The 6,476-nt window shown below is 44.2% G+C and carries 3 protein-coding genes; 1 reads left to right on the top strand and 2 read right to left on the bottom strand.

Going from position 1 to position 6,476, the window contains the following annotated elements; all coding sequences use genetic code 11:
* Window positions 1–626 precede the first annotated feature (626 nt).
* The gene (locus ACSQ7D_RS10690) at window positions 627–2,849 is read right to left on the bottom strand and encodes an FAD-dependent oxidoreductase (protein WP_437136223.1); all 2,223 of its coding nucleotides are present in this window, start codon (window positions 2,847–2,849) and stop codon (window positions 627–629) included.
* An 88-nt stretch (window positions 2,850–2,937) separates the two neighbouring features.
* Between ACSQ7D_RS10690 and ACSQ7D_RS10685 the strand changes: the two genes are divergently transcribed.
* On the top strand, window positions 2,938–3,642 hold the full coding sequence (locus ACSQ7D_RS10685) for a response regulator transcription factor (RefSeq protein WP_034566348.1): 705 nt from the start codon (window positions 2,938–2,940) through the stop codon (window positions 3,640–3,642).
* Window positions 3,643–3,831: 189 nt separating this feature from the next.
* Here the strand turns inward: ACSQ7D_RS10685 and mutS are convergent, their stop codons facing one another.
* Complete coding sequence (gene mutS / locus ACSQ7D_RS10680; protein ID WP_437136222.1) at window positions 3,832–6,414, bottom strand: DNA mismatch repair protein MutS; 2,583 nt, start codon at window positions 6,412–6,414, stop codon at window positions 3,832–3,834.
* Window positions 6,415–6,476 lie beyond the last annotated feature (62 nt).

The raw sequence follows: 6,476 nt of genomic DNA, 5'->3' as shown, positions 1-6,476 counted from the left end.
TTTAATACTGAACAACAAGTTCTTAGTGCGGTATGCTCGGCTATAAAGACATATAATCAAAAACGTCCTCACTATGCATTGAACTTAAAAACTCCTGATCAGGTGTACTTTCAAAAGGTAGCTTAATGAAAAAAATTGACTAATAAAACAATAATTAATTATGACAACCTTTTTTAGGACGTGACAGAGGGTGGGGTTAGCTTATAGAGAGCTTATAGGAAGCTTATACGAATCTTGGACGATTGGTATAGAAAGGGTGTATAAAAAGTTGATTCATAATATAATACAACAAGGCTAAAAATGGCAAAAAGAGGGTTTCGAGGCGAAAGAAAGAGGAATAGGCAATAGGCCTTAGGCCATAGGCACTAGGGGGAGTATGACGGAAAAGGGGAAGAGAAATTAGAGAATTAGCAAATTTGAAAATGAGCAAATGGGGTGGTGTGGGAGCTTAGGGAATAGCTAATAGGGGGAAATATGAAAGAAAAGGGGAAGAAATGATGGGGGAAGAATGACGAATGGCGAAGGTAATGGGAGGTCGTGGCACGAGACGAAGTATAACTTTGGCAAAGGTCGTAGCACGACGGGCGAGTAGAGACTTTGCCAAAGTTTTTTATATAACTATAAAATTACCCTCCGAAATCGTCTTTAAAGATGGTTGTGGCGGGTACGTTTTCTTTTAACAAGAGCTCTTGCATTGCTTTGGTAAAGCTATTGGTTCCGACAATGTAATAGTCACAATCGGTGAGGGTGTGGAGGTGTTCCTTTAAAAAATCGGTATTGAGGCGCTTTTGGGTGGCGGTGAACACAGGCAGATAGGTATAGTTAGCCAAAGTGCTATGTTGTAAATCGCTGTGAAAAGCAGCTGAGGCTTCGGTTTTATTGGAGTAAAATACTACTACTTCACCTGCAAATTGCTGTTGTGCTAAGGTTTTGAGCATCGGGAGTACGGGGGTAATGCCAATCCCTGAGGCGAGGAACACGATGCGCTTATTTTTCGCTTTAAGAGTGAAATTACCCATAGGGGCGAATATCGTAGCTGTTTCGCCTATCGCCATTTCGGCAACACTTTTCTTAAAACTGCTATCGCTGAGGCGCATTGCGAACTGCAAAGTGTCATCTTTAGGATGAGAAACCATTGAAAGCGGACGCAAAGGTATATCCAATGCGGTATATCGAGGGTTATCGAGGCGCAAAACGGCATACTGCCCTGCTTTATACGCCAAATCTTTAGGTTTTTCAAAAGTGAGCAAGATAGTATTATCAGCGATGAGGTCTTTGGCTAAGAGTTTTACGCAGCGTTCATCGGCGAGAGTTGAGGGCGGGTAGTTGTGCCATTTCACTTGGGTTTTCATCTTGCTTGCCGTCATAAAACCGCTGTAAATCGCCCCTGAATAGCCACCCCCCGAAGGCGCCCAAGCCGAGGCAAAGTACAAGTTTTTCAGCGGTGAAGCGGTGAGTTTATCGCGTTTAGGGTAGGTTTGTTTCACCGATTGCACATAGCCATAGGGCGTACCCTGCGGATTTAAAGTGTATCTTTTTATGGTTTTGGCAGTGGCTACCTCATAACACTCCAAGTATTCGAGAATAGTAGGAAATTCGGCTTCTAAACGGGTTAAAAACAGCTGTGCGACCCTTTCCTTCTTCTGTTGATATTCCGCTTCGCTGAGTCCTTCCCATTCTTTGAGGTAATCCACGGCACAAATCACGGCTACGGTCTTCCCCTCAGGAGCTAACTGAGCATCTACTACCCCGTAATTCACAAAAGTAAATGATTTTTGAGCCCAATCACCTTGCGAGTCGGCTTTTACATCTTTCAGTTTATAGTCTTTTTGACCTTGAATGATGGTAGAATAATGGTTTACGCCGAGTTTTTTCAAATCGGTATTGAAGCCCAAATAAATGGTGAGCAGTGAGCAGGCGAGTTCTAAAGGCGCTACCTTTTGCGCTAATTTAGAGCGATAAGGCTCGGGGAGCATTTGAGCTACAATAGGTTGGGCGGCATTGGCGACCACGGTATCGGCATAGAGCGATTGCTTAGCCGCCGAAGTGTTGAACGTATCGCGATAGCTCACCCCCACCGCTTGGTTGTTTTCCACTAAAATCTCTTCTACAAATTTACCCGTAAGCACTTGTCCGCCACGTTTTTCGATAAAGCGCACCAAGTAGTTAGACAGCGACTGTGAACCCCCTTTCACGAAGTTGCCCCCTCCGTTTAGATAGCTACCTTGTGCCATCAGGAAGTACATCAGCGAGAGGTTATAAGGGTCATCGGTATAATAACCCAAATTAGCCGTGAGTACGTTTTTGAGTGCTTCATTTTTGATATTTGCATCGAGCCATTTACCCACATTCATTGTAGAAGTTTTGATGATGGTAGGAATCAAGAAAGGCATCAGCGGGTAGAGCAATATATTGAGCCATTTGCTACGGGGGAGTCGGCGCATTTCGGTGTAAAGCCTATCGATGAGTCGAAAATAACGCTCGATTTCGGCTTTGCTATCGGGAAAATCGGCGATGAGTTTTGCTTTGGCTTCTGCCCCGTGATGCAGGGTACACTGGAAGTTTTGCTTCTTCAAATGGTAGAATTCGGGTACTTTTAGAAATTCTACTTCATCAAACACCCCTAAAAGTTCTAAGATAGGACGTTTAGGGTCAGTTTCGTTCAATCCGTCGATTTCGTGCAAACCTACTTCCATTAGGTAATCTTTACGCTTAAAAGCGGTAGCACAACCACCTGCGATATAGTGTTGTTCGAGCACAATTACCTTCTTGCCCCAGAGTGCCAAAGTAGCTCCAGCGATGAGTCCGCCCAAGCCACTACCTATAATAATACTGTTGTAATTTTTCATCTTTGAGAAATAATTATTAATTTTGGGGCAAAATTACGGCGGTTGCGCAATTGTGGCAATACGCAAAAATAACCATTTTTAATTGACGATGAGCACCTCAGCCTCTATGGAAATCTTAGCACAGAAGTATATCCCTTATGCCGAAATGCTAGCAAAAATAGGAAATAATGCCGTTTTTATAGTAGATAAAAACGAGCATTTCTATTTTATTTCCGATAAGTTTAAACTCTTTGGTTACGACGATATTCCTAAGAACGACAGTAGTGAAATGCAAGATTATCCGCTAAAACGACGCATTCACCCCGATGATTTGGCGATGAAAGAGCTCATAGATGAGAAGATTTACGAGTTTCTATCGTCCTTACCCAAAGAAGAACAAGTGCAGTACAAATACATTTACGACTATCGCGGAATGGCAACCGATGGCACTTATGGGCGCGTGACTAACGAGGTGCAACTATTAGAAGTTACTGACGACAATTACCTCGCCTTAGGCATTATAGAAATTGCCCCTGACCAATCGGAGAACTTGCCGGTAAGGGTGCAAATGAAACACTGTATCACAGGGGAGATTATCCCCATAAAAATAGAAGAGGAAGATTTTGTGCTCACGCCACGGGAGAAGGAAATACTCACACTTGCCTCGCAAGGCTTTTCGAGCAAAGAAATAGCTGAACAGTTATTCATCAGCACTTACACAGTGAATAGACACCGACAGAATATACGGGAAAAATTCAATGCCGAAAGCCTTATAGAAGCGATTGATTTAGCAAGAAGGAAAGGAATATTATGATAAGTAACAGGTTTATTGATTTTTAAATTGTTTAGTTGTTATAGACTTTACCAAAGTGTAGTGATGCTACTAAAACCTCCCCCTATCACATACTCCGTTCTCACGGACTTCCTCAAAGAGGGGGAATGTAGCGACGCTACTCGTGATTCGTCATTCGTAACTCGTCATTCGTAACTCGTCATTTGCTAATTAGCTAATTCGCTTTCTCATTTCGTTGAGCTTCATCAGTGCCTCTACGGGGGTGAGGGTGTTGATGTCGAGACTGAGTAAATCGTCTTTTAGGGCTTCTAAGAGTGGATCGTTCATATCAAAGAAGCTCAATTGCATTTCTTTTTGGGCGTTTTTAACCACTTCGGCAGTGGGTACTACATTATGACTCTCCTCGAGCTTTTTAAGCATTTTATTAGCCTTCTGAATCACATATTGAGGCATTCCCGCCATCTTCGCTACGTGTATTCCAAAACTGTGCGCTGAACCACCCTCGGTGAGTTTTCGCAAGAAAAGTACGCTATCTTTGGTTTCTTTTACCGATACATTGTAATTCTTGATGCGCTCGAACTGCTCACTCATCTCGTTGAGTTCGTGATAGTGGGTCGCAAAAAGGGTTTTGGCTTTGCTGGGGTGTTCGTGCAAATATTCGGCGATTGCCCACGCTATGGAAATACCATCGTAAGTGCTGGTACCACGCCCGATTTCGTCCAAGAGCACCAAACTTCTATCGGAGATGTTGTTCAAAATGAGGGCTGCCTCATTCATCTCCACCATAAAAGTAGATTCGCCCATAGAAATGTTATCACTTGCCCCTACACGGGTGAATATCTTATCAACTATACCTAATTGAGCAGTAGCAGCAGGCACAAAACTGCCTATCTGCGCCAAGAGGACTATCAGGGCGGTTTGTCGCAAAATAGCCGATTTACCCGACATATTAGGTCCGGTAATCATTATGATTTGCTGGCGTTCACGGTCTAAATACACATCGTTGGCGATGTAGGGCGTACCAACAGGCAATTGCTTTTCAATCACAGGGTGGCGACCGTCCTTAATGTCAATGGCATACCCCTCGTTCATCTCGGGGCGGTGATAGTTGTTTTCCATCGCCAAAGTAGCAAAACCACAGAGGCAATCCAGCTGACCGATAAGTGTGGCGTTCGTTTGTACCTGACCGATGTACTCACTGATAAAAGCAATCAGTTCGGCGTATAGCGATTGTTCTAACTGAGCGATTTTTTCTTCAGCACCTAATATTTTAGCTTCGTATTCTTTGAGTTCTCCGGTGATATAACGCTCGGCATTCACAAGGGTTTGCTTGCGTATCCAATCAGGCGGGACTTTATCTTTATGGGTGTTGCGCACTTCGATATAGTAGCCAAACACGTTGTTGCTATCTATTTTTAAAGAAGGAATACCCGTGCGTTGGCTTTCGCGTAAGAGCAAATCGTCTAAATAACTTTTACCCGAATGCGAGAGTCCGCGTAGTTCGTCCAATTCTGCCGAAAAACCTTTGGCGATAGCATTGCCTTTGGCGATGTTCACTGGGGCATCCTCACTAAGTGTTTCGGCGATGCGCGCACTGAGCTGTTCACAACTGTGGAGCTTATCGCCCAAAAGGGTAAGTGATTCATTGGCAGAAGCCAAACACAACTGTTTTATCAGGGGGATATGTTCCAAGGAAGCGCGCAATTGCACTACCTCCCGCGGATTGATTTTAAGAGTAGCGACCTTAGAAATCAGTCGTTCGATGTCGCCCATACGGCTGAGGGCAGTTTTCACCTGCTCTAATACATCGATGTGCTTCAAAAAATAATCTACCACCTCGTGACGCTGACGGATTTTGTCTAACTTCTTGAGCGGTAACGCCAACCAGCGTTTGAGGGTACGACTGCCCATAGGCGATAGCGTTTTATCAATCACATCGAGCAAACTCACCGAGGGGGTGGTATTGCCCGCATAGAGTTCCAAATTGCGAATGGTAAACTTGTCGAGCCATACATAAGCCTCTTCGGCGATGCGCTGAATGGCAGTAATGTGTTGGAGTTGGTGGTGTTGGGTTTCGGATAAGTAGTAGAGAATAGCCCCTGCGGTAAGGATTGCTTCGGTGAGTTCATCTACGCCAAAGCCTTTGAGAGAGTTGGTTTGGAAGTGTTTGGTGAGTACCTGCTGGGCGTAATCGTCTTTAAAGACCCAATCTTCCAAGTAGAAACAGTGAAAGTCGTCGCCAAAATGCTCGGCAAATTCCTTTTTTTGGTGTTTAGCAACGAGTAGTTCGCTAGGGCGGAAGTTCTGTAAGAGTTTGTCGATATAGGTTTTATCGCCTTGTGCTACCAAGAACTCACCGGTAGAAACATCGAGGAATGCAGCACCGCAACTTTGTTTGCCCAACCATACTGAGGCTAAGAAGTTGTTGCTTTTGCTTTGCAATATATCGTCGTTGAGGGCAACCCCTGGGGTAACGAGTTCGGTAACACCTCGTTTTACGATGCCTTTCACGAGTTTAGGGTCTTCGAGCTGGTCGCATATTGCCACGCGGTAGCCCGCTTTTACGAGTTTGGGGAGATAGGTATTGATAGAATGGTAAGGAAAACCCGCCAATTCACTGCGCTCAGTACCGTTGTTGCGGTTGGTAAGCACAATGTCGAGGGTATGAGCGGCTTTTACGGCATCTTCACCGAAGGTTTCGTAGAAATCGCCTACCCTAAACAGCAGTAAAGCATCAGGATATTTGCTTTTTATCTGATTGTACTGCTTCATTAGTGGGGTTTCTTTTGCCATAGTATTAATTTGTCAATTAGCTAATTTGGTGCGAGTTGCACGGGCTATTATAATAACGTTTT

The sequence above is a fragment of the Capnocytophaga sp. G1920 genome (genome assembly GCF_051417515.1).
Note: the sequence above shows the minus strand (reverse complement) of the source record. Positions and strands in the feature narration are given on the sequence as shown.